25 protein-coding genes are annotated in these 24234 nt (G+C 66.1%); 15 read left to right on the top strand and 10 right to left on the bottom strand.

Features of this window, described 5'->3' with window-relative positions:
* Positions 1–60: 60 nt before the first annotated feature.
* The 7 genes from ACW9TV_RS08645 (at position 61) to ACW9TV_RS08615 (ending at position 7998) form a co-directional block, all read left to right on the top strand.
* Positions 61–1296, top strand: a complete 1236-nt coding sequence (locus tag ACW9TV_RS08645; protein ID WP_494303079.1) for a tetratricopeptide repeat protein — start codon at positions 61–63, stop codon at positions 1294–1296.
* 80 nt (positions 1297–1376) lie between these two features.
* The gene (gene guaB, locus ACW9TV_RS08640; RefSeq protein ID WP_494303078.1) at positions 1377–2849 is read left to right on the top strand and encodes an IMP dehydrogenase; all 1473 of its coding nucleotides are present in this window, start codon (positions 1377–1379) and stop codon (positions 2847–2849) included.
* A 24-nt stretch (positions 2850–2873) separates the two neighbouring features.
* Entirely contained in the window at positions 2874–4046 is a 1173-nt protein-coding gene (locus tag ACW9TV_RS08635; protein WP_494303077.1) for an RsmB/NOP family class I SAM-dependent RNA methyltransferase, read from the top strand.
* A 131-nt stretch (positions 4047–4177) separates the two neighbouring features.
* The gene (locus ACW9TV_RS08630) at positions 4178–4690 is read left to right on the top strand and encodes a tetratricopeptide repeat protein (protein WP_494303076.1); all 513 of its coding nucleotides are present in this window, start codon (positions 4178–4180) and stop codon (positions 4688–4690) included.
* A gap of 7 nt (positions 4691–4697) precedes the next feature.
* The gene (locus ACW9TV_RS08625) at positions 4698–5198 is read left to right on the top strand and encodes a Fur family transcriptional regulator (protein WP_494303075.1); all 501 of its coding nucleotides are present in this window, start codon (positions 4698–4700) and stop codon (positions 5196–5198) included.
* A gap of 44 nt (positions 5199–5242) precedes the next feature.
* Complete coding sequence (gene dxs / locus ACW9TV_RS08620; protein ID WP_494303074.1) at positions 5243–7204, top strand: 1-deoxy-D-xylulose-5-phosphate synthase; 1962 nt, start codon at positions 5243–5245, stop codon at positions 7202–7204.
* An 8-nt stretch (positions 7205–7212) separates the two neighbouring features.
* Complete coding sequence (locus ACW9TV_RS08615; RefSeq protein WP_494303073.1) at positions 7213–7998, top strand: TlyA family RNA methyltransferase; 786 nt, start codon at positions 7213–7215, stop codon at positions 7996–7998.
* Here the strand turns inward: ACW9TV_RS08615 and ACW9TV_RS08610 are convergent.
* The 4 genes from ACW9TV_RS08610 to ACW9TV_RS08595 all read right to left on the bottom strand — a co-directional run bounded on the left by ACW9TV_RS08610 (position 7995) and on the right by ACW9TV_RS08595 (position 11434).
* Positions 7995–8651, bottom strand: a complete 657-nt coding sequence (locus ACW9TV_RS08610; RefSeq protein ID WP_494303072.1) for a phasin family protein — start codon at positions 8649–8651, stop codon at positions 7995–7997. The two genes, ACW9TV_RS08615 and ACW9TV_RS08610, sit on opposite strands and share 4 nt — an antisense overlap.
* 102 nt (positions 8652–8753) lie before the next feature.
* On the bottom strand, positions 8754–10136 hold the full coding sequence (gene pgmG, locus ACW9TV_RS08605; protein ID WP_494303071.1) for a phosphoglucomutase/phosphomannomutase PgmG: 1383 nt from the start codon (positions 10134–10136) through the stop codon (positions 8754–8756).
* Between the two features lie 69 nt (positions 10137–10205).
* Positions 10206–10613: a J domain-containing protein gene (locus ACW9TV_RS08600; protein ID WP_494303070.1), complete on the bottom strand. Its 408-nt coding sequence runs from the start codon at positions 10611–10613 to the stop codon at positions 10206–10208.
* Positions 10613–11434 (bottom strand): division plane positioning ATPase MipZ, encoded by an 822-nt coding sequence (locus tag ACW9TV_RS08595; protein WP_494303069.1) that lies wholly within the window; start codon positions 11432–11434, stop codon positions 10613–10615. The genes ACW9TV_RS08600 and ACW9TV_RS08595 overlap by 1 nt, the downstream gene beginning before the upstream one ends.
* A gap of 107 nt (positions 11435–11541) precedes the next feature.
* Between ACW9TV_RS08595 and panC the strand changes: the two genes are divergently transcribed.
* The 8 genes from panC to xth all read left to right on the top strand — a co-directional run bounded on the left by panC (position 11542) and on the right by xth (position 19686).
* The gene (panC, locus tag ACW9TV_RS08590) at positions 11542–12384 is read left to right on the top strand and encodes a pantoate--beta-alanine ligase (protein ID WP_494303068.1); all 843 of its coding nucleotides are present in this window, start codon (positions 11542–11544) and stop codon (positions 12382–12384) included.
* A complete protein-coding gene (locus ACW9TV_RS08585; RefSeq protein ID WP_494303067.1) occupies positions 12381–13268 on the top strand; it encodes a PhzF family phenazine biosynthesis protein in 888 nt (295 codons plus the stop codon). Before panC ends, ACW9TV_RS08585 begins: the two co-directional genes overlap by 4 nt.
* On the top strand, positions 13265–15928 hold the full coding sequence (gene glnE, locus ACW9TV_RS08580) for a bifunctional [glutamate--ammonia ligase]-adenylyl-L-tyrosine phosphorylase/[glutamate--ammonia-ligase] adenylyltransferase (RefSeq protein WP_494303066.1): 2664 nt from the start codon (positions 13265–13267) through the stop codon (positions 15926–15928). The genes ACW9TV_RS08585 and glnE overlap by 4 nt, the downstream gene beginning before the upstream one ends.
* Positions 15925–16386, top strand: a complete 462-nt coding sequence (locus ACW9TV_RS08575) for a peroxiredoxin (protein WP_494303065.1) — start codon at positions 15925–15927, stop codon at positions 16384–16386. Before glnE ends, ACW9TV_RS08575 begins: the two co-directional genes overlap by 4 nt.
* Positions 16387–16390: 4 nt before the next feature.
* The gene (locus ACW9TV_RS08570) at positions 16391–17209 is read left to right on the top strand and encodes a ferritin-like domain-containing protein (protein WP_494303064.1); all 819 of its coding nucleotides are present in this window, start codon (positions 16391–16393) and stop codon (positions 17207–17209) included.
* 138 nt (positions 17210–17347) lie between these two features.
* Positions 17348–18520 (top strand): M23 family metallopeptidase, encoded by a 1173-nt coding sequence (locus ACW9TV_RS08565; RefSeq protein ID WP_494303063.1) that lies wholly within the window; start codon positions 17348–17350, stop codon positions 18518–18520.
* Between the two features lie 61 nt (positions 18521–18581).
* Positions 18582–18911 carry an iron-sulfur cluster insertion protein ErpA gene (gene erpA / locus ACW9TV_RS08560; RefSeq protein WP_494303062.1) on the top strand — a complete coding sequence of 110 codons (330 nt, stop codon included), beginning with the start codon at positions 18582–18584 and terminating at the stop codon, positions 18909–18911.
* 7 nt (positions 18912–18918) lie between these two features.
* Positions 18919–19686 carry an exodeoxyribonuclease III gene (gene xth / locus ACW9TV_RS08555; RefSeq protein ID WP_494303061.1) on the top strand — a complete coding sequence of 256 codons (768 nt, stop codon included), beginning with the start codon at positions 18919–18921 and terminating at the stop codon, positions 19684–19686.
* Positions 19687–20014: 328 nt separating this feature from the next.
* Here xth and ACW9TV_RS08550 read toward each other — a convergent pair whose 3' ends face one another.
* From ACW9TV_RS08550 to ACW9TV_RS08525, 6 genes are all read right to left on the bottom strand, one after another.
* Positions 20015–20587 (bottom strand): JAB domain-containing protein, encoded by a 573-nt coding sequence (locus ACW9TV_RS08550; RefSeq protein ID WP_494303060.1) that lies wholly within the window; start codon positions 20585–20587, stop codon positions 20015–20017.
* Between the two features lie 79 nt (positions 20588–20666).
* Positions 20667–21083: a hypothetical protein gene (locus ACW9TV_RS08545; RefSeq protein WP_494303059.1), complete on the bottom strand. Its 417-nt coding sequence runs from the start codon at positions 21081–21083 to the stop codon at positions 20667–20669.
* A 63-nt stretch (positions 21084–21146) separates the two neighbouring features.
* Positions 21147–21494, bottom strand: a complete 348-nt coding sequence (locus tag ACW9TV_RS08540) for a hypothetical protein (protein WP_494303058.1) — start codon at positions 21492–21494, stop codon at positions 21147–21149.
* A 61-nt stretch (positions 21495–21555) separates the two neighbouring features.
* On the bottom strand, positions 21556–22137 hold the full coding sequence (locus ACW9TV_RS08535; RefSeq protein ID WP_494303057.1) for a LuxR C-terminal-related transcriptional regulator: 582 nt from the start codon (positions 22135–22137) through the stop codon (positions 21556–21558).
* 153 nt (positions 22138–22290) lie between these two features.
* Positions 22291–23433 (bottom strand): N-acetyltransferase, encoded by a 1143-nt coding sequence (locus tag ACW9TV_RS08530; RefSeq protein ID WP_494303056.1) that lies wholly within the window; start codon positions 23431–23433, stop codon positions 22291–22293.
* The gene (locus tag ACW9TV_RS08525; RefSeq protein WP_494305069.1) at positions 23434–24174 is read right to left on the bottom strand and encodes a sterol desaturase family protein; all 741 of its coding nucleotides are present in this window, start codon (positions 24172–24174) and stop codon (positions 23434–23436) included.
* Positions 24175–24234 lie beyond the last annotated feature (60 nt).

Below are 24234 nucleotides of genomic sequence, written 5' to 3'. Positions count from 1 at the left end.
ATACCCCGATCCCGGCCCGATCCGGCCGGACAGATATTTGGGCACGAGGAGAGTGGGCACATGAAGACGGGTTTCGGGCGCGCGTCTGCTGCGGCGATGGTTGCGCTTTTGATGGCGGCGGCGCCGGAAGCCGCGATGGCGCAGAAGGAGCAGAAGCCTGCTCCGCTGAAGCTTTCGAAGCCTGTGCAGTCGCTCGCGGCGCAAGCGCAGAAGGCGCAGGCCGAACAGAACTGGCAAGGCGCAGTCGACCTGCTGAGGCAGGCTGAAGCCATCCAGAACAAGAATGCCGACGATGTCTATATCGTCAACATGCTGACGCTGAATTCGGCGATCAACCTGAAGGACAATGCGCTGATCGAGCGGTCGCTGGAAGGCGCGCTGTCGTCCGGCAAGCTGGCGCCCGAGGAGCAGGTGAAGTTCCGCCGCAATCTGGGTGCGATGGCGCTTCAGCGGCAGGATTACGGCAAGGCCGCCGCCGAGTTCGAGAAACTGCTGGCGATGAACCCGAACGATGCGGGCCTGCTGGTCGAGATCGCCGAGCTTCAACGCCGGCAGGGCCAGAACCAGAAGGCGATCGCCACGCTGCAGCAGGCAATCGGCGTGCAGGAAAAGACCGCCAAGGCGGACGAAAGCTGGTACCGGCGCGCGCTGGCGATCGCCTATGACAGCAAGCTGCCGGCCGAGATCGTCTCCGCCAGCGAAGGTCTGCTGAAGGCACACCCCAACGCCACCAACTGGCGCGATGTGCTGATCATCTTCCGCGATTCCGCGAAGCTGGACGATCAGGGCAATCTGGACGTGATGCGCCTGATGCGAGCGAACAGCGCGCTGACGGGCGAGCGGGACTATGCCGAATATGCCGAGACGGCCACGATCCGGGGCCTGCCCGGCGAGTCCAAGGCCGTGCTCGATGAAGGCGTCGCCAAGGGTGCGCTGAAGGCTGCGACTCCGTTCGTGAAGGAACTGCTGGCGCAGGTGAATCCGAAGATCGCCGCCGACAAGGCGTCGTTGGCGGGCCTAGAAAAGGAAGCGCGTGCGGCCGCCAACGGCAAGATGGCGCTGGCGACCGCCGATGCGCACCTCGGCTATGCCAACTGGGCGAAGGCAGCCGAGCTGTACAAGCTGGCGCTGGCCAAGGGCGGCGTGGACGCCAACATGGTGAACACGCGGCTTGGCTTCGCGCTGGGCAACGCCGGGGACAAGGCTGGCGCCGAAGCAGCGCTGGGCGCCGTGACGGCTCCGCCACGCGGCCAGCTGGCGCGCTATTACGCAGTGTGGCTCAACAACAAGGGCTGAGGCCGCTATAGGGGCTGAGATTCGGGGGCGGGCCGTCCACGGCCCGCCCCTCTGTCATTTGAAGAACGGGACAATCGGGAATGGTGATCAGGCTGGGGCTGACTTTCGACGACGTGCTGCTGGTGCCGGCGGAATCGGCCGTGCTGCCTTCGCAGGCGGATACAGCCACGCACATCACCAGGAACATCCGCCTGCAGATCCCGGTGCTGTCATCCGCCATGGACACGGTGACGGAAGGCCAGATGGCGATCGTGATGGCGCAATCGGGCGGCATCGGCGTGCTGCACCGGAACCTGACCATCGCGGAACAGGTGGAAGCGGTGCGCCAGGTGAAGCGCTTCGAATCGGGCATGGTGGTGAACCCGATCACGATGACGGCGGATCAGACCCTTGGCGAAGCGCTGGAACTGATGGCGCGGCACCGGATTTCGGGCATCCCGGTGGTGGAGCCTTCGGAGCCCGGCCAGCCGGGCAAGCTTATCGGCATCCTGACCAACCGCGACGTCCGGTTCGCCGAAAACAAGCTGCAGCCGGTCGCCGAGCTGATGACGCGGCACAATCTGGCCACGGTGAAGGCGGGCGTATCGCAGGAGGAAGCCCGGCGCCTGCTGCACCAGCGCCGGATCGAGAAGCTGCTGGTGGTCGACGACGCCGGCCGTTGCGTGGGCCTGATCACGGTGAAGGACATCGAGAAGGCCGTGACCTATCCCGACGCCACCAAGGACGCAGCCGGCCGGCTGCGGGTGGCCGCCGCCAGCACGGTGGGCGATGCGGGCTTCGAACGATCCGCCGCGCTGATCGACGCCGAATGCGACCTGATCGTGGTGGATACCGCCCATGGCCATTCGCGGCAGGTTTCCGAAGCTGTCCGGCGGATCAAGGCGCGATCCGGCCATGCGCAGGTGATCGCGGGCAATGTGGCGACCGCCGAAGCGGCCAGGGCGCTGATCGACGCCGGCGCGGACGGCATCAAGGTGGGCATCGGGCCGGGCAGCATCTGCACCACGCGCGTGGTGGCGGGCGTTGGCGTCCCGCAGCTGACGGCCATCATGGACACCGTCGAGGAAGCCTCGAAACATGGTGTTCCGGTGATCGCGGACGGCGGCCTGCGGACATCGGGCGACATCGCCAAGGCGATGGCGGCGGGTGCGGGCGCGGTGATGATCGGCAGCCTGCTGGCAGGCACCGAGGAAGCTCCGGGCGAAACCTTCCTCTACCAGGGCCGGGCCTACAAGAGCTATCGCGGGATGGGCAGTGTCGGCGCGATGGCGCGCGGCAGCGCCGACCGGTATTTCCAGCAGGACATCAAGGACCAGCTGAAGCTGGTGCCCGAAGGCATCGAAGGTCAGGTGCCTTACAAGGGGCCCGCGCGCGATGTGCTGCACCAGCTGGTGGGCGGCCTGAAGGCGGCCATGGGCTATACCGGCGCCGCCACGCTGGAGGATCTGCGCAAGCGCGCCCAGTTCGTGCAGATCACCAACGCGGGGCTTCGCGAAAGCCACGTGCATGACGTGACGATCACCCGCGAAGCGCCGAATTATCCGACGCGGTAACGGGCGGATGCCGGGGAAGCCCTGATGCGGCCGCATGCACGGCTTCAGGCCGCCATCGAGATCCTCGATCAGGTGATCGAAGCCGCCGCCCATCAGGGTGCGGCGGCCGACACGATCGTGCAGCGATATTTTCAGACCCGGCGCTATGCCGGATCGAAGGATCGTGCCGCCGTCCGCGAACTGGTCTATGGCGCGATCCGCTTCACGGCCGAGCGACCGCTTTCGGGGCGGGCCGCCCTGATCGGCTGGCTGGAGGCGGATGCGCCGGCGCAACTGGCCCTCTTCGATGGCAGCCCCCATGCGCCCTCCCCCGTTGCGCCTTATGAAACGCGGGCGTGCGCGGCGCTGGTGCCAGGCTGGCTTGCACCGCGCTTTCGTGCGCGCTTCGGCGATGCATATGAGGCAGAGGCCCGCGCGCTCGTGGCGCGCGCGCCGCTGGACCTTCGCGTGGCCCCGTGGGCGGACATCGCGGCGGTTGCCGCCGAACTCGGCGCCAGCCCCATCCCCGGCCTGCCGCGCGCGCTGAGGCTGGAAACACCGCGCTCGCTTGAACGGCATCCATTGCTGGAATCAGGCGCGGTGGAAATCCAGGACGCCGGCAGCCAGCATGTTGTCGCCTTTGCCGGCGCGCAACGCGGAGAGGCGGTGATCGACCTGTGCGCCGGTGCGGGCGGCAAGACGCTGGGGCTGGCGGCCGACATGGCGCGCGAAGGCAGGCTGATCGCATCCGATACCGACCGTTCGCGGCTGCAGGCGATGGGCCCGCGGCTGCTTCGGGCCGGTCTGCCGGATTTCGTGGAGCCCCGGCTGCTGAACCCCGGCAGGGAAGCCGAGGCCCTTGCCGATCTGGCGGGTGCCGCAGACCTTGTTCTGGTGGACGCCCCCTGTTCCGGCACCGGTACCTGGCGGCGCAACCCGGAGCTGCGCTGGCGGCTGACGGAGGACCGGCTGGTGCGGCTGGCCAATGTTCAGGCGCGGCTCATCGATCTTGGCGCATCGCTGCTGAAGCCGGGCGGGCGGCTTGTCTATGCCGTTTGCTCCGTGCTGGCCGAGGAAGGGCCGGATCAGGCCATGGCTGCCGCCGCGCGGCTGCAGCTGACACCGGCAGGCAGCCGGGCGCTGACCCCGCTGGCGGACGGCTGCGACGGCTTTTTCGTGGCCCGGCTCGACAAGCCCGGCCAGACGTGGCTTTCTTGATCCGGCTCCCGGATCGGGACTCGGGGGGTTGAACAGGACTGGAATGGACAGGCGGCCGCGCCGCCGAGAGAGGGATTGAGATGCTCGAAGGCCTTGCAGCCCGCAGCCGGCGTGTTGCGCGCATTCTGCTGATGACCGGCCTGGCCCTTGGGCTGACGGCCCCGCTTTCAGCGGAGAAGCTGCGCGAACCGGAACCCGCCCCTGCCCCGGCGCGCGGCCTTCCCGACAATCTGATCGCCCCCCTGTCGCTGGAACGGCTGAAGCTTGGGGAAAGCCTGCTGGCGGCCGGCAAACCGCAGGAGGCGACCGACCAGTTCGAGGCCGCGCTGGCCGCCGATCCGCGCAACCGCCGCGCCTATATCGGGCTTGCCCGCGCTGCCGAAGCGGAAGGCCTGCCCGGCAAGGCCGTGCGCTTCTATCGCGAAGCGCTGGAAATCGACCCGAACGATCTCGCCGCACTGGAACTTCAGGGGATGGCGCTGGTGGAGCGCGGCGCGAAGGCCCGCGCCGAATCCAACCTGGAACGGGTGAAGAAGCTGTGCGACGGCCCCTGCCCGCAGGCGGACCGACTGGCCGCCGCGATCGCCCGCGGACCCAAGACGCCGACAGCACAGACCGCCGCGCTGGACAAGCAGCAGGACTGACGGCGCCATGGCGGGCCACGCCCACAGGGTCGGCGATCATTGGGAAGCCGGCAGCGACGCGCTGAAGCAGGCCGCGATCGGCGCGCTTGCCGCCCAGGGCGTGCAATGGACGGATCTGCGCGAAACCGTGTTCGACGCGCTGGCAAAGGGCGGCAGACCTGTTTCCGCCTATGATGTGGCGGATCGGGTTTCAGCTTCGGCAGGGCGGCGGATCGCGGCCAACAGCGTCTATCGCATTCTGGATCTGTTCGTGGCGAACAATCTGGCCAAGCGCATCGAAAGCCGGAATGCCTATGTGGTGAATGTTCATCCATCCTGTTCGCACGATTGCATTTTTCTGGTTTGCGAACAGTGCGGCCACATCGATCACATGGATGACGACCGGCTGGCGAACAGCATGCGGGAACGGGCGATGACCGCCGGTTTCACACCCCGCAGGCCTGTGCTGGAACTGATGGGCCTGTGCTCGGCCTGCAACGCTGCGCCGGCAGCGGAAAACAAGCCGTAACAATCGCGCTTTGTTTCAGCCCGGCTTCGCGCTAAATCCGGGGCATGACGGACAAGACCAACGGCGCGCCCGCCGCTGCGCCCTACCGCCGGCCCGAGACTCCGCTTCTCGACAAGGTGAACACACCCCCTGAGCTCAGGGCGCTGAAACCTGATCAGCTGCGACAGGTGGCGGATGAACTGCGGGCCGAGATGATCGACGCCGTTTCGGTGACGGGCGGCCATCTGGGCGCCGGCCTAGGCGTCGTGGAACTGACGGTTGCGCTGCATTATGTGTTCAACACGCCGCAGGACAAGCTGATCTGGGACGTGGGGCACCAGGCCTATCCGCACAAGATCCTGACCGGCCGGCGGGATCGCATCCGCACGCTGCGGCAGGGGGGCGGGCTTTCCGGTTTCACCAAGCGCACCGAATCCGAATATGATCCCTTCGGGGCCGCGCACAGCTCCACCTCCATTTCCGCCGCACTGGGCTTCGCCATCGCCAACAAGCTGTCCGGTACGCCGGGCAAGGCAATCGCCGTGATCGGCGATGGCTCGATGAGCGCGGGCATGGCTTATGAGGCGATGAACAATGCGCACGAGGCCGGCAACCGGCTGATCGTGGTGCTGAACGACAATGACATGTCGATCGCGCCGCCCGTGGGCGCCCTTTCCGCCTATCTGGCGCGGACCTACAGCAGCAACACCTTCCTGGGCATCCGCGACGCCGTGCGTCAACTGGCGAAGAAGGCCCTTCCTGAGCCTCTGAAGGCCCCGGCCAAGCGCGCCGACGAATTCTTCCGGACGCTGGGCACCGGCGGCACCCTGTTCGAGGAACTGGGTTTCTACTATGTCGGGCCGATCGACGGGCACAACATGGACGTGCTGGTGCCCATCCTGGAGAATATCCGCGACGCCGCCGAAGGGCCCTGCCTGATCCATGTGGTGACGAAGAAGGGCAAGGGCTACGCGCCAGCCGAAGCCGCGGCCGACAAATATCATGGCGTCGTGAAGTTCGACGTGGTGACGGGCAAGCAGCACAAGCCCGCGCCGGGCGGCCCGCCGAGCTATACCAATGTGTTCGCGGATGCGCTGGTGGCCGAAGCCACGCGCGACCCGAAGGTGGTGGCGATCACGGCCGCCATGCCCTCGGGTACGGGGCTCGACAAGTTCCAGAAGGCCTTCCCGGACCGCTGCTTCGACGTGGGCATCGCGGAACAACATGCCGTGACCTTCGCGGCGGGGCTGGCGGCCGAAGGCTACCGCCCCTGGGCGGCCATCTATTCCACCTTCCTGCAACGCGCCTATGATCAGGTGGTGCATGACGTGTGCATCCAGAACCTGCCGGTGCGCTTCGGCATCGACCGCGCGGGCCTTGTGGGGGCCGATGGTTCCACCCACGCCGGCAGCTTCGACGTGACCTATCTGGCGACACTGCCCAACATGGTGGTGATGGCCGCCGCCGACGAGGCCGAACTGGTGCACATGGTGCACACGGCCAACGCGCATGATTCCGGCCCCATTGCTGTCCGCTATCCGCGCGGTGAAGGCGTGGGCGTGCCGCTGCCGGAAACGCCGCAAAAGCTGGAAATCGGCAAGGGCCGTATCGTCCGCGAAGGCAAGACCGTGGCCATCCTGTCGCTGGGCACCCGGCTGGCGGAAGCGCAGAAGGCGGCCGACGAGCTGGATGCCAAGGGGCTGAGCACGACGGTTGCCGACATGCGCTTCGCGAAGCCGCTGGACGAGGCGCTGATCCGCAAGCTGTGCGCCACGCATGACGTGGTGGTGACGATCGAGGAAGGCGCCGTCGGCGGCTTCGGTGCGCATGTGCTGACGCTGGCGAGCGACGAGGGGCTGATGGACACGGGGCTGAAGATCCGCACCATGCGCCTGCCCGATATCTTCCAGGAACATGAAAGCCCGGCGAAGCAATATGCCGAAGCCGGACTGGATGCGGCGGGCATCGTGAAGACGGTTCTGACAGCGCTGAGGCACAACAGCGTGAGCGAGGGCGCGCGGGCGTAAGGCCTGCCATGGCGAAACAGCGCATCGATCAATTGCTGGTGGAGCGCGGGCTCGCCGAAAGCCGGTCTCGGGCCCAGGCCCTGATCATGGCAGGGCTGGTGTTCGCCGGCGAACGCAAGATCGCCAAGGCGGGGGAAATGCTGGCGCCTGACGCCGCGCTGGATGTGCGGGGGAAGGATCACCCCTGGGTCTCGCGCGGGGGGCTGAAGCTGGACCATGGGCTTGCCCATTTCGGCATCGATGTGACGGGCGCTGTCGGGCTGGACGTAGGATCGTCAACCGGCGGGTTTACCGATGTGCTCCTCTCACGCGGGGCGGCAAGGGTGTATGCCGTGGACGTGGGCACCAACCAGCTGGCGTGGAAGCTGCGGCAGGATCCGCGCGTGGTGGTGCATGAGCAGACCAACGCCCGCACACTGACGGCGGACCATGTCCCCGAACCGGTCGACATCATCGTGTGCGACGCCAGCTTCATCTCTTTGGCGAAGGTGCTGGATACGGCGCTGGGATTTGCGAAGCCGGGCGCGCATCTGGTGGCGCTGGTGAAGCCGCAGTTCGAGGCCGGGCGCGCCGAAGTCGGCAAGGGCGGCGTGGTGCGCGACGCGGCCGTGCATGAGCGGGTGTGCGCCGAGGCGGCAGCCTGGGTTGAGGGCCGCGGCTGGCGCGTGCTGGGCCTGACCCCCTCCCCCATCACCGGGCCCGAGGGCAACGTGGAGTTCCTGCTGGGGGCCCAAAAGGAAGGGGCGGCGGAGTTGCCTCCACCGCCCCCAACCTCTGAAGCGACGTCCGATTAGGCGGCCATCGACTTCTTGACGGTTTCCGTCGCCAGCGCCACGCGGCTGGACAGCGGCTGGACGACTTCGCCAGCCAGCTTCAGCCAGGTTTCCGTGAAGTGGCTGGCATTGGCCACCGCCTTGTCGAACTGCGCCTTGGCATATTCGTTCTGGGCGGCGAAGAACTCGTTGGGCGTCTTGGACGCGCTGATCGTCTTGAACGCGGCCTGGGCTTCCTCGGCAGCCTTCTTCGAGGCTTCGACCATGTGCGTGGTCAGCGTTTCGGCGCCAGCCGCGGCGGCCTTGGCGCTTTCCATCAGCGCTTCGACATTGCCCTTGGCGAATTCGGACATCTCGGTGACGGACTTCATGTTCTTCTCCATCAGATCCTTGAGCTTTTCAGCAAATTGTTCCTGCGCGGCCTGGGCCTGCGCAACGACGTCGGCGGTCGCCTTTTCGATGGCGGGGGCGACAGCTTCGAACGGCTTGGCGAAGTTGGTTTCGGCGTTCATCGGGGCAATCTCCGGAACAGGGGACGTGACCGGAGCGGACGTCTTCGGCGCCAGGGCTTTCAGCACGGCAGGCTTCGCCGACACTTCGGGCTTAACGACTGTAGCCGTTTGGACCTTGGGCGTTTTCGGCGCAGACTTGCGGGCAGGCTTGGCATCGGCCATCGACAGCACACTCCTTTGTTGCTGCACTGCACAATAATGCACTGCGGCGCAAAAAACAAGACGAAGTTTGTGCGGCGCAACAAATCGTCACGCCAAGTGTCGTCAGTGGCCGGTCTCGACCCTCTCCACACCGGATTGCGCCAGCTGGCTGTCGATTGCGGCCTTCAGCCGTTCCAGCGCGGCCTCGTCCGTCGCTTCGGCGCGGGCGACCAGCACATCCTGCGTGTTGGATGCGCGCAGAAGCCACCAGCCGTCGGGCGTGTTCACCCGCGCACCGTCGGTGTCGTTCACTTCGGCGCCGGCCGCCTTCAGCCGGGCCAGCACTTCGCTGACCACTTCGAACTTTCGCTCCTCCGAGCAGGGGAAGCGCATTTCCGGCGTGTTCACCACGGCCGGCATCGCCGACTTCAGCGCCGTCAGCGACCCGCCCATTTCGCCCACCGCCTCGATCAGGCGGATTGCGGCATAGAGCGCGTCGTCAAACCCGTACCAGCGATGCTTGAAGAAGATGTGGCCTGACATTTCACCCGCGAGCGGCGAATCCACATCCTTCATCTTCGCCTTGATCAGGCTGTGGCCCGTCTTCCACATCAGCGGCTTGCCGCCCAGTTCCGCCACGCGATCATAAAGCGCCTGGCTGGCCTTCACGTCCGCGATGATGGTCGAACCCGGCAATTCCTTCAGAACCGGCTCCGCCAGGATGGCCAGAAGCTGGTCGCCCCACACCACCCGGCCCTGCCCGTCGATCGCGCCGATCCGGTCCCCGTCGCCATCGAAGGCGATGCCGAAATCCAGCTTCAGTTCGGAAACCAGCTGGCGCAGATCTTCAAGGTTCTTCTCGACAGTCGGATCCGGATGATGGTTCGGGAAGTCGCCGTCGATCTTCGTGAACAGGGCATGATGTTCACCCGGCAATGTTTTCAGCAGCTTTTCCAGCGCCTCGCCCGTAGCGCCATTGCCCGCGTCCCAGCCAATGCGGAAGGGCTTTACCCGGTTGCCTTCCTGCAGGCGCTCAACATAGCGGTCCAGAAGCGCGACACGGCGGCTGCTGCCCTTGCCACTCTCCCAGTCGCCCCTGGCCGCCGCCTCGCCCAGCGCCCGGATGTCGGCGCCATAGAAGGGCCGATCCTTCAGCATCATCTTGAAGCCGTTGTAATCGGGCGGGTTATGGCTGCCCGTGATCATGATGCCGCCATCGGCCCCCAGTTCAGGAACCGAAAAATAGAGCATTCCGGTGGAGCCCAGCCCGATGCGCACCACATCCACGCCCGTTTCCAGCAACCCGTCCACAAGCGCCGCTTCCAGGCCCGGCGAGCTGTGGCGGCCATCATAGCCGACGCTGACCAGCCTGCCGCCGGCACGCCGGACGATGGTTCCGAACCCGCGCCCGATGGCGCGCGCGTCCTGCTCCCCCAGGGTTTCCCCGATGATGCCGCGGATGTCATATTCCCTCAGCGACGTCGGGTGGAAATCATGGCTCTTCATCATGCCCCTCTTCGTTCAGCGAACCCGTTCGGATTGTTGCAGTGCAATATGTAGCCGTCCTGTCGGGCGTCAACCTCGGGATGGGTGGGTCGCCAGCAGAAGATCACGCGCGGCGTTCAGCCGGCGGGCAAGCTCCGCGTCGCCGCCCCGGTCAGGATGGGCTGCCGCGATCAGCCGCCGGTGGGCCGCCTGGATCTCCTCCTGGCTGGCGCGCAGCCCCACGCCCAGAAGCTGCCGGGCTTCGATCTCGTCCATGGGAATCGCGGCCACCTTCCCGCGCATCCATCCCCCGAAACCCAGTGCCGCCGTCGCAGCCGCAAGCGCCAGGCCCGGAATCGGCTGCCCCCTTGCCAGCAGCCAGCCGGACAGACCAACACCACCGGCCAGCGCCAGCTTGCGCCCGGCATCCGCCCCCAGATGCCCCTTCCACCACAGCCAGCCGACGCCTGCCACAACCAACAGCGCGAGAAACCCCATCAGGCGGCGGCTTCCTGCGATTGACCAAGCGGCAGGCGCAGTGCCGCGATCAGTTCCCGCAGTTCCGCGCGGGCTGCCACATGGCTCATGGAGGCTTCCTCGAACTGCCCCATGTCGAGCAGGGTCAGCCCGCGGGGGAACAGTTCGCGATAGATGACGCGTTCGGAAAAGCCCGGCGCCACACGAAATCCGATGCGCTTCGAAAGCTCTTCCAGCGCCGCGCCGACCCGTTTCCGGTTGCGCGCTTCCAGCGTGGACAGGCGATTCCTGACCACGATCCAGTCCACCTGGCCGCCATCCGTGCGGGCCCGTTCCTGCCGCGCCTTCCAGACCTGTTCGGCATAGAAGCTGGGGCGGACCACCTTGTAGGTTTCCGGATCGACCTGGCCCAGCAGATCGAAATCGATGAAGCTGTCGTTGATGGGCGTGATCAGCGTATCCGCCCGTGCGATGGCGGCACGGCCGATTTCGGAGTCGCGGCCCGGCGTGTCGATCACGACGGCGTCCAGATCTGCGCGCACCAGCGTGTCCAGCGCCCCGGTGGATCCGTCGCCAAGCACCGTCACGGGAACGGACGACAGCTCGATTCCCATGCGATCCGCCCAGGCCTTGCGGTTCTCGAGGTAGCGCGCCGTCGTCTGCTGGCGATGATCGAGATCGGCGACCGCAAGGCGAATGCCGCTCTGCGCCAGTGCAAGCGCGATGTGCACGGCGGTGGTCGACTTGCCCGACCCGCCCTTTTCATTGCCCAGCACGATGACGTGCGGACCCTTTCTGGCGCTTCGCGCGCCGTAGCCTCCCTGGAGACCCGTGATTGACATTCCGCCCTGCCTCCGGCGATTGCCGGCCCATCGCCGGCGCAACTTTCCTTCCCATGCGGTGACGGCCGGGCTTCGTCAATCAAGAGCAAGGTGAAACAAGGATAAAGATGGAAACGGCACGCACGGTTGTGGCCCTTCGGGCAAAGATCAGGACCTGGCGATCCGCCGGAGACCGGATTGCACTGGTGCCGACGATGGGCGCGCTGCACGCCGGACATCTGTCGTTGATCGAAGCCGGCAGGCGGCGTGCGCACCGCGTGGTCGCCAGCATTTTCGTGAACCCGAAGCAGTTCGGGGCCAACGAGGATCTGGATCGCTATCCCCGGCAGGAAGCCCGCGACTCGGAACTGCTGCGGCAGGCGGGGTGCGATCTGCTGTTCCTGCCGCCGGCCGACGCCGTCTATCCCGCCGGCTATGCGACCAGCGTAAGCGTCTCCGGCCTTGACCGGCCGATGGAGGGCGCGTCGCGCCCGGGGCACTTCGACGGAGTCGCGACGGTCGTTACCAAATTGCTGCTGATGGCCTTCCCCGACGTCGCCATCTTCGGCGAGAAGGACTGGCAGCAGCTGGCGATCATCCGCCGGCTGACGACCGACCTGAACATCCCGGCCGAAATCGTCGGCGCGCCGATCATCCGCGAAGCCGACGGCCTGGCCATGAGTTCGCGCAACGCCTATCTGACGCCGCAACAGCGGGCCGTGGCGGGGGCGCTTTTCCGCACGCTTCAGGCGGCCGCCAGCACCATCACCGGCGGGGCTGCGGTTGCCGATACGCTGTCCGCCGCGCGGGCCGGGCTGGAATCGGCCGGCTTCCGGGTGGATTACCTGCTGCTGGCAGACGAGCAGAGCCTGCAACCACTGAACCAGCCGACACCCGGCGCGCGCCTGTTCGTGGCGGCGAAGCTAGGCACAACCCGCCTCATCGACAACTTCCCGGTGATCCCGCGATGAACCATCCGTTCGAAATCGTCGATGTGTTCACCCCGCGCGCCTGCGCCGGGAACCAGCTGGCCGTGGTGACGGACGCGCGCGGCCTGGACACGGCAGCGATGCAGGCCATCGCGCGGGAGTTCAATTTCGCGGAAACAAGCTTCCTGTTTCCGCCTGCAGACCCGGCGAACGACGCCCATGTGCGCATATTCACCCCCGAGGAGGAAATGCCCTTTGCCGGGCATCCGAATGTCGGCACGGCCTTCGTCGTCGCGCGGATGGGCACGCTGTTCGGTCGGCCGGTTCCCGATTCCCTGCGCTTCGAGGAAGCCGCCGGGCTGGTCGCGCTGACCATCGAACGAAATGGCAGCACCGTGACCGGCGCGCGCTGCCGGGCACCCCGCCCGCTGGCGGTGGGCGCGGATGTGGCGCGCGCCACGGTCGCGGAGCTGGCCGGGATATCGGACGGCGACATCCTGACGGGCCGGTTCAGCCCGCGCTTCATATCCGTCGGCGCAGAGTTTCTGGTGGTCGAGGTGACCGCCGATGCGCTGGAACGGGCCCAACCGGTGACCGATGTGTTCCGCCGCCACGAAGGCCGGATCGGCCAGAGCGGCGGCCTGCTTGGCCTGCACCTGCATGCGCGCGACAGCAACGATCCCTCCAGGCTGGACGTGCGCATGTTCGCGCCGCTTTCGGGGGTGCCGGAAGATCCTGCGACCGGCAGTGCGGCGGCCGCGCTCGGCGCCTACCTGAACAGCCTCTGCCCGGCTGAGGCGCATTTCATCCTGTCGCAGGGGCGGCATGTGGGTCGGCCTTCCGAAATTGCGGTGGACGTATGCGGCGACGGCGTGTGGATCGGCGGCCGCTGCGCCGCCTTCGCCCAGGGCGTGCTCCAGGCATGAGCCTTGCTGATGCCCGCGCCCGCGCCGAGGCCCATTCGCCCTTCCTGCGCGGGCTGATCCGGCGCGAACCCGAACTTCTGGCCTGCATGGCGGACAGCGGTTTCGATACCGCTCTGGACATGGCGATAGCCCGGCTTGACCGGACAAATCCCGCCCCGACGCTGCGGCAGGCGCGCGCCGGCGTCGCGCTGACGGCGGCACTTGCGGATCTGGCGGGCGACTGGCCGCTGGAACGTGTAACGGCGGCGCTGACCCGCTTTGCCGACACGGCGCTGGATTTCGCCATAACAAGCGCCTTTGCCGAACGCGAGCAGGCGCCAGCCGGCCTGACGGCGCTGGCGCTGGGCAAGATGGGCAGCTTCGAGCTGAACTATTCATCCGACATCGACCTGATCTTCCTGCACGATTCCGAAACCCTGCCGCACCGCGCCGGGGAAGACCCGACGGAAGCGGCGGTCCGCATCGTGCGCCGCGTTTCCAATCTGCTGAGCGAGCGGACGGGCGACGGCTATGCGCTGCGCGTGGATCTGCGCCTGCGCCCGGATCCGGATTCGACGCCGTCCTCCCTGCCGATCGGGGCCGCGGAGCATTATTACCAGTCGCAGGCGCTCGCGTGGGAGCGTTCCGCCTTCATCCGCGCGCGCGCGGCCGCCGGCGACATCGCCATGGGCCAGGCTTTCCTGAAGGCGATCGATCCCTTCATCTGGCGGCGCAGCCTGGATTATTCGGCGCTGGCCGAGATCCGCGAGGTTTCCCATCAGATCCGCGACCATTTCGGCGAGGTGGAAAAGCTGGGGCCGGGCTTCGACCTGAAGCGTGGGCGGGGGGGCATCCGCGAATGCGAATTCTATGCCCAGGTGCATCAGATGATCTTCGGCGGGCGTGATCCGGCGCTGCGCGCGGGCGCGACGGTAGATGCCCTGCAGGCGCTGGCTGTGGCCGGGCGTATCGGCGCTGAGGAAGCCGCCCTGCTGACGGACGCCTATCGCCATTACCGCACCGTCGAGCACCGCATCCAGATGGTGGCCGACCAGCAGACCCACAGCGTGCCGAAGCAGGCGGCGGATCGGGCGCAGGTGGCCGGGCTGTGCGGAGAGGCTAACTGGCGCGCGGTCGAAGCCGCGCTTGCGCCGCGCCTGAAGGCCGTGGCGAAGCTGTATGACCGGCTGCTGGAAACCGGCGAGGGGCAGCGCGGGCCGCGCCTGCCGCAGCAACCTGCCGAAGTGGAAGCCTGGGGTGCCAGGGCCAGGGTGAAGAATGCGCGCCTGCTGGCGACCCTGGTTGAAGGCTGGCGCTCCGGCCGGCCGCGCTCGTTGCGGGCGCCGGAATCCCAGCGCGCCTTCGAAACGGTGATCCCGTCCTTGGTGCAGCAGGTGGGTTGCGGCCGTACCGGGCGCGAAGCCCTGCTGCGACTGGATCAGCTGATCGCCGCCCTCCCCTCCGGCGTGCAGTTCTGGCGTCTGCTAGCCGCCCATCCGGCGCTGGCGAAGGTGGTGGGCCGGCTGCTGACGACAACGCCGTTGCTGGCGGATGCGCTGGCGAAGCGGCCTAGCCTGCTGGACGTTCTGCTGGAACCGGCGAGCCCCCTGCCCGACGCCGACGCGGCGCGCGCGGAACTGGCTTCGCTGTGCCGTGGGCTGGATGGCGAACAGCTGCTGGACAGGGTGCGGATCTGGACGGCCGAGCGGCGCTTCGCATTGGGCGTGCAGCTGATCGACGGGACGGTTTCGCCGGGCGTCGCCTCCCGCGAGCTGGCGCACATGGCGGATGCGGCCGTCGGGCTGCTGGCCGATCATGTGACGGCGGAATTCAGCGCCCGGCATGGCGAGGTGCCGGGCGGGCGGCTGGTTCCGCTGGCGCTTGGCCGCTTCGGCGGAGGGCAACTGACGACCCAGTCCGATCTGGATCTGGTGCTGCTGTTCACGGGCAGCCATGAAACGCGCGCCACCGGCGAGCCGCCGCTGTCCGCCAGCGCCTGGTTCAACCGGCTGGGCCCGCGCCTGATCGCCGCGCTGACGGTCCCGACGGCCGCCGGGCCGCTCTACGAGGTGGACACCCGCCTGCGGCCATCCGGCGCGGACGGACTGCTGGTCGTCAGCCTGGACAGCTTCCTGCGCTATCAGCGGGAGGAAGCCGGCGTGTGGGAGCAGATGGCGCTGACGCGGGCACGCCCCGTGGGGTGCGCAGCCCCCGATGCCGCCGCCGCGCAGGCCGTGATCGACGCATTGGTGACGGCCCCGCGCGATTCCGCGCATGTGCGTCGGGAAGCACAGGACATGCGGTGGCACATGGCCCGGCACAAGCCGCCCGCCGGGCCCTTCGACGTGAAGCTGATGAAGGGCGGTCTGGTCGATATCGAGTTCATCGTCGCCGTGCGCGCGCTTCTGTCCGGCCGGCCGGTGCCGACGGGGCTGGAGGAAGCCGCGGCTCTGCTGGCGCCCGATCTCGCTGCCCCGGCCCGGCTGATGAACGACATGCTCGTGATGCTGCGGCTGGTGCAGCCGCACGACGCGGCGGCCACGCCGGATGCAAATGCCGGCGCGCTGATCGCGCGCGCCTGCGGACAGCCGAGCCTCGCCGCACTGAAATCCGAACTGTCCGCCGCTCGGGCCATCGTGGCCCGCGCCTGGGCCGACACATTCCAGGGAGAACAGCCATGAGCCTTGACGTTGGAAGCACCGCCCCGGACTTCACGATGGAAACACCGGACGGCCCTGTGAGCCTGTCGGACTTCGCCGGCCGGAAGCTGGTGCTCTATTTCTATCCGAAGGACGACACCTCTGGCTGCACGATAGAGGCCATCCAGTTTTCCGGCCTGCTGGACCGGTTCAAGGCGGCTGGCGCCGCCGTGATCGGCGTTTCGAAGGACAGCATCGCGAAGCACCGCAAGTTCGCCGAGAAGCACAGCCTGACGGTGACACTGGCGTCGGATCCGGACGGTACCGTGATCGAAGCCTATGGCGCCTGGGTGGAAAAGACCCTCTATGGGCGGAAATACATGGGCATCGACCGCTCGACCTTCCTGATCGGTCCCGATGGCCGGATCGCGGCCCTGTGGCGCAAGGTGAAGGTTCCGGGCCACGCGGATGCCGTGCTGAAGGCCGCCGAAGCGATCTGATCCGGTGCCGCAGCTGCTGCGCGACGCGTGCGTGGACGTCCTGCTGACTGCGGATGCCGACGGCAAGGCGGATGCCGCGCGGGCCCTCTATGCCCGCTGGCTGGCGGGCTCGATCCTGCCCGGGGATGAGGGCGCCGCCGTTCCGGACCGCCCGGCTCGCCCGGCCCGGCCTGAGTTGCTGCCGCCCGCCGCCATGCCCAAGCGCAAGAAGGCCGGATCCCCCCGCGCCCGCTTTGCGCTGCTGCATGCGCTGGCCCACATCGAACTGAACGCCATCGACCTGGCCGTGGATCTGGTTGCGCGCTGGGGCCCCGCCATGCCGCGCGCCTTCACCGACGACTGGCTGCGCATCGCCGACGAGGAAGCCCGGCATTTCCAAGCTGTTCAGGACCTGCTGCGCGGCGCCGGCGGCAGCTATGGCGACCTTCCCGCCCACGACGGGCTTTGGGAAGCCGCGCAGTTGACCGCACATGATCTGGAAGCCCGGCTCGCCGTTGTGCCGCAAGTGCTGGAAGCACGTGGCCTGGATGTCACGCCGGGAATGATCGAACGGTTCGAAGCGCTGGGCGACAAGCCAGCCGCAGCGGTTCTGTCGCGTATCCTTGCGGATGAGATCGGCCATGTGGAAGCCGGGAATCGCTGGTTCCGGAAACTATGTGCCGAATCAGTGTCAGAACCTTCGGCGCGCTTCCGAGAGCTGGTGTCGCGTTACTTCCGGGGCCCTGTTAAGCCACCGTTCAACGACTCGGCGCGTGGGAAAGCCGGTCTGACGACGGATTGGTATGCGACGCTTGGCCTGCCTGACGGCGCCACTAAACGGTAACCATCCGTCACGTTCCTGAAACCGGTTAACCGGGCAGGGAGCGAAGCGGGGCCGAAAATCATGCTGAACTGAAGCCATAACGAACGAAGGCCGAGCAGGTTTCGTGGGTCTGGCGCGAAGGGTCAAAAAAGGAAGCAGATGCCGATCGTTGTGAAACGTGCCGCAGAGCGCGCCGCAGCATCGTTGTGTTCGCTTTTCCCCGAGCGGCGAATCCGGATCGAATCCGAAAGCGGCCACCGTTCGATCAGAATCGGGACGCACGCACAGCTCATGGGACTTGGCACTGCTGCAATGATCGCCGGGTGGATGACCGTTTCCACCGTGAATGGAGTTGCCGCCAATCAGGCCGCGGACAGCCAGGCCCAGGCCGAACTGGCCCGGATGGCGGCGCAGGTTCAGGCCCTGAAAGCCGACACGGCTGCGCTGAAGGGGACGGTGGCGACAACCGCAGAGCGTATCGAGGCGCGCCAGCAGTTTCTGGATGCCCTGCTGACGGGCAAGGCCCGCGGCGAAGCGCTCGCCGACCTGCTGCCGCGCACGACCCGCAAGGTTTCCGCCGAAGTGGCCGCTGCCACCGGTGTCCTCGCTCCCTTCGCCGCACTGGAGCAGAAGCAACTCGCGCTCGTGGATCGGGCCTCCGCCACGGCCGAAACCCGCCTGCGTGACGCCGAAGCACTGATCGGGCGACTGGGTCTGAACCCAGGCCGTTTCATCGCCCAGTCGGCCGGACGCTTCACGCAGACAGGCCTTGGCGGCCCGTACATGCCGGCCGGGAATGTAGCAGGCGGCACGGATCCCCGCTTCGCCGAACTGTTCGTGAACTGGCAGCGTGTCGAGCAGCTGGAAGAAGCCATGGCGTCCCTGCCCTCCTTCGTGCCGGCGAAAAGCTTCACGCTGACGTCCAGCTATGGCGTCCGCTATGACCCCTTCAACGGCCGTGCCGCGCAGCATGCGGGGCTGGACATGGCCGGTTCGCATGGCGAACCCATCTACGCTGCCGCCGCCGGGCGCGTGGTCCGCGCAGGCCGTTTCGGCGCCTATGGCAATGCGATCGACATCGATCATGGCCGCGGTATCATGACCCGCTATGCCCACCTCTCCAGCATTTCCGTGAACGTGGGCGAACGCGTCGGAATCGGCCAGCGCATCGGCGGCATGGGCTCTACGGGGCGCTCGACCGGCACCCACCTGCATTACGAGGTGCGCATCGACGGCCAGGCCGTGAACCCGCGCCCGTTCATCGAATCCTCCCGTTACCTGCTCGCCTATAGCCAGGAAAAGGCCGGGCCAGAGCTCGCCTCCGCCCAATAGCCGCCTGTTGCTCCCGCGCCGCACCCTTGCGGGGCCGGGCGCGGAAGCCTACGTCTGTGCCATGGCCGACATTTCGCTCACATCGTCTGCCGCCGCCCGTGTGGCGGTGATCGCGGCGCGGCAGGGCCGCGCCAACCCGCGCCTGCGCCTGTCGGTCGACGGCGGCGGCTGCGCCGGATTCCAGTATCGATTCGAACTGGCCGACGCGCCGGAAGCGGACGACATCGAGGTGATGACGGATGGCGTCGGCCTGCTGGTAGACAGCATCAGTCTGCCGCTGGTCGAAGGATCCGTGGTGGACTTTGTCGAGAATCTGGGGGGTGCCGCCTTTCAGGTCCGCAATCCCAACGCCGCGTCCAATTGCGGCTGCGGCACGTCTTTCTCCGTCTGACTCTCGGGTGAAGTTCGCAACCTTCAACGTGAACGGCATCACCGCGCGGTTGCCGCGCCTGCTGGAATGGCTGGAAGCCGCCAAGCCCGACGTCGTGGGCCTGCAGGAAATCAAGATCGAGACAGACCGCTTTCCCCGCGAAGCGATCGAGGCCGCCGGATATCAATCGTTGATACATGGCCAGAAGGGCTTCAACGGCGTGGCCATCCTGTCGCGCGCGCCGGCGGAGGAGATCCACCGCAGCCTGCCCGGTGATGCGGAGGATGTGCAGTCCCGCTGGATCGAGGCGCGAATCGAAGGCGTGCATTTCGCCTGTCTCTATCTGCCCAACGGCAATCCGGTGCCGGGCCCGAAGTTCGACTACAAGCTGGGCTGGATGGACCGGCTGAACGCGCGCGCCGCAGAGCTCAGGGCACAGGAAATCCCGGTGATCCTGGCTGGAGACTGGAATGTCTGCCCGACGGATCTCGATCTTGCCCGACCCGACATGATGGCGGGCGACGCACTGGTGCAGCCGGAAAGCCGCGCCCGTTTCCGCGCGCTGGAAGCAACAGGCTGGACAGACGCCATCCGGAGCAGCCGGCCAAACGCCCCCTGCTACAGTTACTGGGATTATCAGGCTGGCGCCTGGGCGAAGAACTGGGGCCTCAGGATCGATCACCTGATGCTGTCCCCCGCAGCGGCCGACCGCATGATCGATTGCGGCATCGACCGCGACGTTCGCGGCGCGGAACGCGCAAGCGATCATGTGCCGGTGTGGGTAGAGCTGGGCTGACAGCCGCAGAGGCCTGACCTGCGGCAGGCCTGATCCAATCACGGAAGACTGCGCGGGCGCCAAGAGCTTCGATGCGATCTGGTGGAAATTCGGTGACGGTGGCGTCCGCAGGGTCGGAAATCGGACGCCACCGCCACCTCCGTCATGCCCGGGGGAGGGCCCGGACGTGCCGTGACTGGTTGGCTTGGGAAAGGTGCTGGCCTGTTCGCGCCGCTACCTCACCGCCATGCCCTTCCTATGAGCCACGGGCGTGAGAACGGACAATCTAGGATGATTGATATACGAACAGTTGATATGTCGCTATCCTTTCATGTCAATAACTTATCCCCTATATCAAACTGCATTCCCGAAAGCTGATGTAGCCCTTGCGCCCGATCACCAAATGGTCAGACAGGACAACATCGATTGCATCCAGCGCCTTGCAGATGCGTTTCGTCATCTGGATATCGTCCGGCGAAGGCGTCGGATCGCCGGAGGGATGATTGTGCACCAGCACCACGGACGAGGCCGAAAGCTCCAGGCAGCGCCGGGCGATTTCACGCGGATAGACATGGGCGAAATGCACCGTGCCAGACCCCATTACCTCGATCCGGATCAGCCGCCGGCCGGTATCAAGAAACGCCACCCGCACCTGTTCCACTGCGAGATGCGCCATCTCGGAGAACATGGCCTCCGCAAGCGCAGGGCCGCCTTCCACCGGCAACCGATCCTGCGCCCCGCGTTCCAGGACGACGCTGATGGTCTCGCGGATCAGTTTCAGGATCGCGATCCCGTTCGTGTCCGCCCCCAGCTGGCGCAGTCGCTCCTCACTGGTCGTCAGCACCGATCCGAGAGACCCCTGCTCCTCGATCAGTCGATCCGCCAGCTTCGGCATGGACTGGCCCGCCGCCAGAAGCCGCATCAGTAACCACCTGTCACGCGGCTCATGCTGGCTGGCTGCCCTAAGACCCGCGCCCGTCGATGGCGCGACACGAAGCGCATTAGCTGAGGCCATGACGACGCGCCTTCGCTTCAAGCCAGGTTCCCGCGATCAGGGCCCCCAGAACGGGGAAGGTCCAGATCGCAAGTGCTTCGGCATAGGTTGCCGGCAACATCACCGGTGACTTTGCGGCCGCAAAGTGAACGGCGACCGCGCACAATTGAAAGCCTGCAGCCCAGATCGGCCAAAAGGAACGGGAGATCATCGCGATGCCGAGCAAGGCCAGGAAAAGAACAATATCGACCGCAACGATCCCGAACTCCGGCGAAGAGTAGCTGTGCGACTGGACGAATGGGGATAGCACCGCCGCAGCCGCCAGGATGGTGGCCGCAAGCCGTTCGTCCCTTCCGCCCAGCCACCAAGCAAGCACCAGTGAGCTAACGGTCGCAGTGATGAAGAGGAAAAACAGGAATGACATGGCTATCCCCTGCCCTCAGCTTGCCAACTCACCACGCATGTCAAGCTCGAAGTCCACTCAGCGTCAGGCCACTGCCTGAACCGGGCGAAGCTGGGCCTGATTCGGGTAGGCCGGCTTGTTCGGATCGACGCCGTAACCGAACGGACCGATGTGGAACTGGTCGCGCACTTCACCGAGCGCTTCATGGGCACGAACCATCGCTTCACGGGCCTGGTTCAGCAGCGTCATCGCCTTGATCGCTTCCGAAAGGGCGTCCTGGCCGACGCAGGCGGCGAACTTCGCGTCCTGGCGGGCGGCCGGCATCATTGCCACGAAATTGGCGACCTGCGTCAGCGCGCCATCGATCGAATCTTCCGAAGCATAAAGCGAACGGGCGACTTGAAGAGCGATTTCCTTGCGATGCTTGGCCATAAGTAATCTCCTTCTGCCGCCGCGATACGGTGGCAGTTCCCTAAGCAGAGAGATTGAAAAGTCAGGATCGAAGCAGAGCTAGGGCTTCAATTCCTGTCAGGAATACTCCGAATGCCAGCATCGCCAGAATGGTAACCACCAGGATGCCGACAACTCGCTGGGATGGGCTCAGGTCATTTGAGCCCCCCCAAAGACGGAGCGACGGCTGACGCAAGGTGAGCCCAGGCGGAGGGACTGCCGTCCATACCGCGCTGTCTGAAACGACGGCTGCGACCGGTTGCGGAGCAGCAGCGAGTTCTGCTGCCGCCTGCACGGCGAGTGTCGGTTCGAAATGTTCACCATCTGCGTCATCACCGGCATCTTCCGGCTCTGGCACCTGTGTAACAATCCGCGACGATTGATATGCGAATGGCTGATAGGTCTCGGCCTGCATGGCCGCACGATAGATGATCGCAGCTTCCCGGCGGCTGCTGACACCCAGTGTCTGGATGGCGCCCCTCAGGCGGGCGTCGACCGTATGGCGCGATATACCCAGCTGTCGCGCAATCTCCTTGGAGGTCGCATGATCGTCGACAAGGTCAAGGCATTCTCGCTGGCCGGCAGTCAGCCGGGCCACACGGGCTGCGAGATCCACGTCTGCCATACGTGAAGACGCCACTGCGACGGTCCTGCCTGCTGTTTACCCAAAGCGACTCGAATCGCAAAAGACTGTTACCTCCGCGATTGAGCCAGCGATACCACAGTCTCCGGCCTGGGCCATAGACTCGTTAATGCAGCACGGTTCTTTTCGGCCCGATCAGTCGGCCAGATCGGCTTCATAGATACGGTAGGTCTTGCCCAGCTGCGCCTCGATTGCATGGGCAATCGAAATCATCGGGCCATTGTCGTCCAGCACCCAGCCGATCTCGGCCCAGGTGGCGCCATGATTCGCGATACCCGTGCGCCGGACATATTCGATCATCATGAAGGCCAGAAGGGAAGCGGTCCTCGTCGCCTGCAGCTTCGTACGGACGCCCATCAATGGCACCCGGAACCACTCCGTCTGCGGATTCCGCAGGCGCCAGAGCAGCTTTGCCCAGCCAAATGGTAACAGGCGGCCATCCAGATCCTTCGCCAGCTCGTTGATGTCCGGCAGAGACATCATGAAGGCGACGGGCTCGCCATCATATTCGGCGATCAGCACCTGGTACGGCAGCACGATCGGCTTCAGCTTCTTGCCGACATGCGCCACTTCGGCATCCGTCAGCGGAACGAAACCCCAGTTGTTGCCCCACGCCTCGTTCAGGATGTCGAGAATGATGCGCGCTTCCGCATCGAACCGTTTCAGATCCACCGGACGAATCCGGATCCGCCTGTTCTTCTCGCCGGCGGCCACGATCCGGTTCACCACGTCCGGAAAGCCGTGGGTGACGGGAACGTTCCAGGTGAACAGATCCTTCACGCCCTGATAGCCGGCCGCCAGGACATGTCGTTCATAATAAGGCAGATGATGTCCCATCATCACCTTGGGCGGCGTATCGAACCCGGACACAAGCAGCCCCGGTTCATCCCAGATGGAAATGCTGATGGGCCCTTGCGCCCGGGACATGCCCTGCCCGCGCAGCCAAGATTCGGCGGTGCGAATCAGGGTCGAGGCGACTTCATCATCGTCGACCGTCTCGAACAGGCCCCATTGGCCTAGGCCGGGACGGCGCTGCTGGACAAGATCGCAGACCTGCGCCGAAATGCGGCCGACAACCTCTCCGTCGCGCAGGGCGAGGAAGAACTGAGCCCGGCCATGCAGGAACCAGGGGTTGCGCTTCGCCCCCGAAATCAGGGCGTGCACTTCATCCTTCAGCGGTGGCCGCCAGCAAGGGTCATTCGCGTAGAGCTTCCAAGGAAGATCGACAAAGGCATTCCGGTCGGCCCTTGAGCCGACCGGCCTGATCTCCAGCGCCATTCAGGCAGCGTCCCTGCGGCTTTGCCCATTCTCATTGGCGGCGGCCCGCTTGCGGGGGTGGCCCTTCGCAACACCGCCCGACATGTCGGACACCCAGGGATAGCTCTGCGCCACTTCGTCGGTGTAGCCCAGGTTGAAGACGGTCGCGGACTTCGCCGGGCGATCCTCGCGCTCATACAGGGTGCCGAACAGGCGATCCGGCCAGAAGCTGGTGATGCCGAAGTTTCCGTTCTCGTCGTGGAAGTGGTGCGCCATGTGACGGCGCTTCATCTCAACCAGCAGCGGATGCTTCGGCTTGTAGCTGAGGTGCTGGATGCAGTGCGCGAATTCATAGACACAGGTGACGATCAGCCCGGTCGCGAAGGCGACCGCCGCACCGCCCATGCCGCCGATCAGCCAGCCCACGGGGATGACGGACACGGCGATGGTGGGCAGCGTGGTGTAGAGCGCGCCGAACAACACCTCCAGATGGTTGGGGTCCTGGTGGTGATCGTAATGGATCCGCTTCCACACCTTCGCAGTCAGCTGGGATTTGTACATCCACTGGCTGTGCAGCACATGGCGGTGCAGCAGATACCAGATCAGCGGATAGGCAAGGATGGTGAAACCGGCCGCTGCCACGCCTGCCAGCAGGCCGGGCGGATTCCACATCGCAACCGCAATCGAAGCGACAGCCAGCAGGATGTAGGCCTGGATCGCATAATATTGGAAATAGGCGACGACGAGTTCCCTCAGCGTCATCCGATCCAGGAAGTGGGCGCGGTTCCAGATGCCCGGGCGCTTGGTATGTTCAACGAACAA

Source organism: Sandaracinobacter sp. T42 (genome assembly GCF_059115405.1).
The sequence above is the reverse complement of the archived record's forward strand: the minus strand, read 5'-3'. Positions and strand labels throughout refer to the sequence as shown.